This window comes from Micromonospora zhanjiangensis, from assembly GCF_042650605.1.
Lineage (GTDB): Bacteria > Actinomycetota > Actinomycetes > Mycobacteriales > Micromonosporaceae > Micromonospora_J > Micromonospora_J zhanjiangensis.
The window spans coordinates 1-577 of the sequence record NZ_JBHSBN010000128.1; the positions used below are offsets into that span (position 1 = coordinate 1).

Annotated in this window: 1 pseudogene; it reads right to left on the reverse strand. The window is 69.7% G+C overall.

Annotated elements, in window-relative coordinates:
- Positions 1 to 475, reverse strand: a pseudogene (locus ACFOX0_RS34255) (hypothetical protein); the annotation flags it as partial.
- Positions 476 to 577 lie beyond the last annotated feature (102 nt).

The window sequence follows — 577 nt, forward strand, 5'->3', positions numbered from 1 at the left end:
CGTCGGAGGTGGTGAGGAACGCCGCAACACCCATGTCGACCCCGACTACCGCGCCCGTCTCGGGCAGCGGCTCGGCGGGCACCTCGTCACACGAAAGGACGACGTACCAACGGCGGCCTTCCCTCTTCACGCTGACCGTCTTCACCGTGCCGTCGACCTTGCGGTGAGCGTGGACCCGGATGTGCCCGACACCCTGCAGGTAGACCCGGGTTGTCCCGGTGGTGGGTGCCGAGTCCCAGCGGCATCCGTCGCGGTCCTTCGGCCACTCGACCGTGTCGAACCAACCGGCACCCTTGAACCGGGGATAGCCGGGTGCCTGCCCGGCCTTGGCCCGGTGGAAGAACGCCCGCATCGCCTTGTCGAGGCGGCGCAGGGTGGCCTGTTGGGAGGAGAACGACCAGCGGCCCTGCCCGCCCGGGTCGGCTCGGCGGATGTCTTTCAACTGGCCGGGCAGGAACTTGTACGCGCGTCTCACGACGGCCCGCCTTTGCGCCACGGCCGTTCGTACTGGGTGTCGATGTACCGGCGGACCGTCGCGGCGGACACGGCACCGACCGTGGCGACGAAGAACGACCGC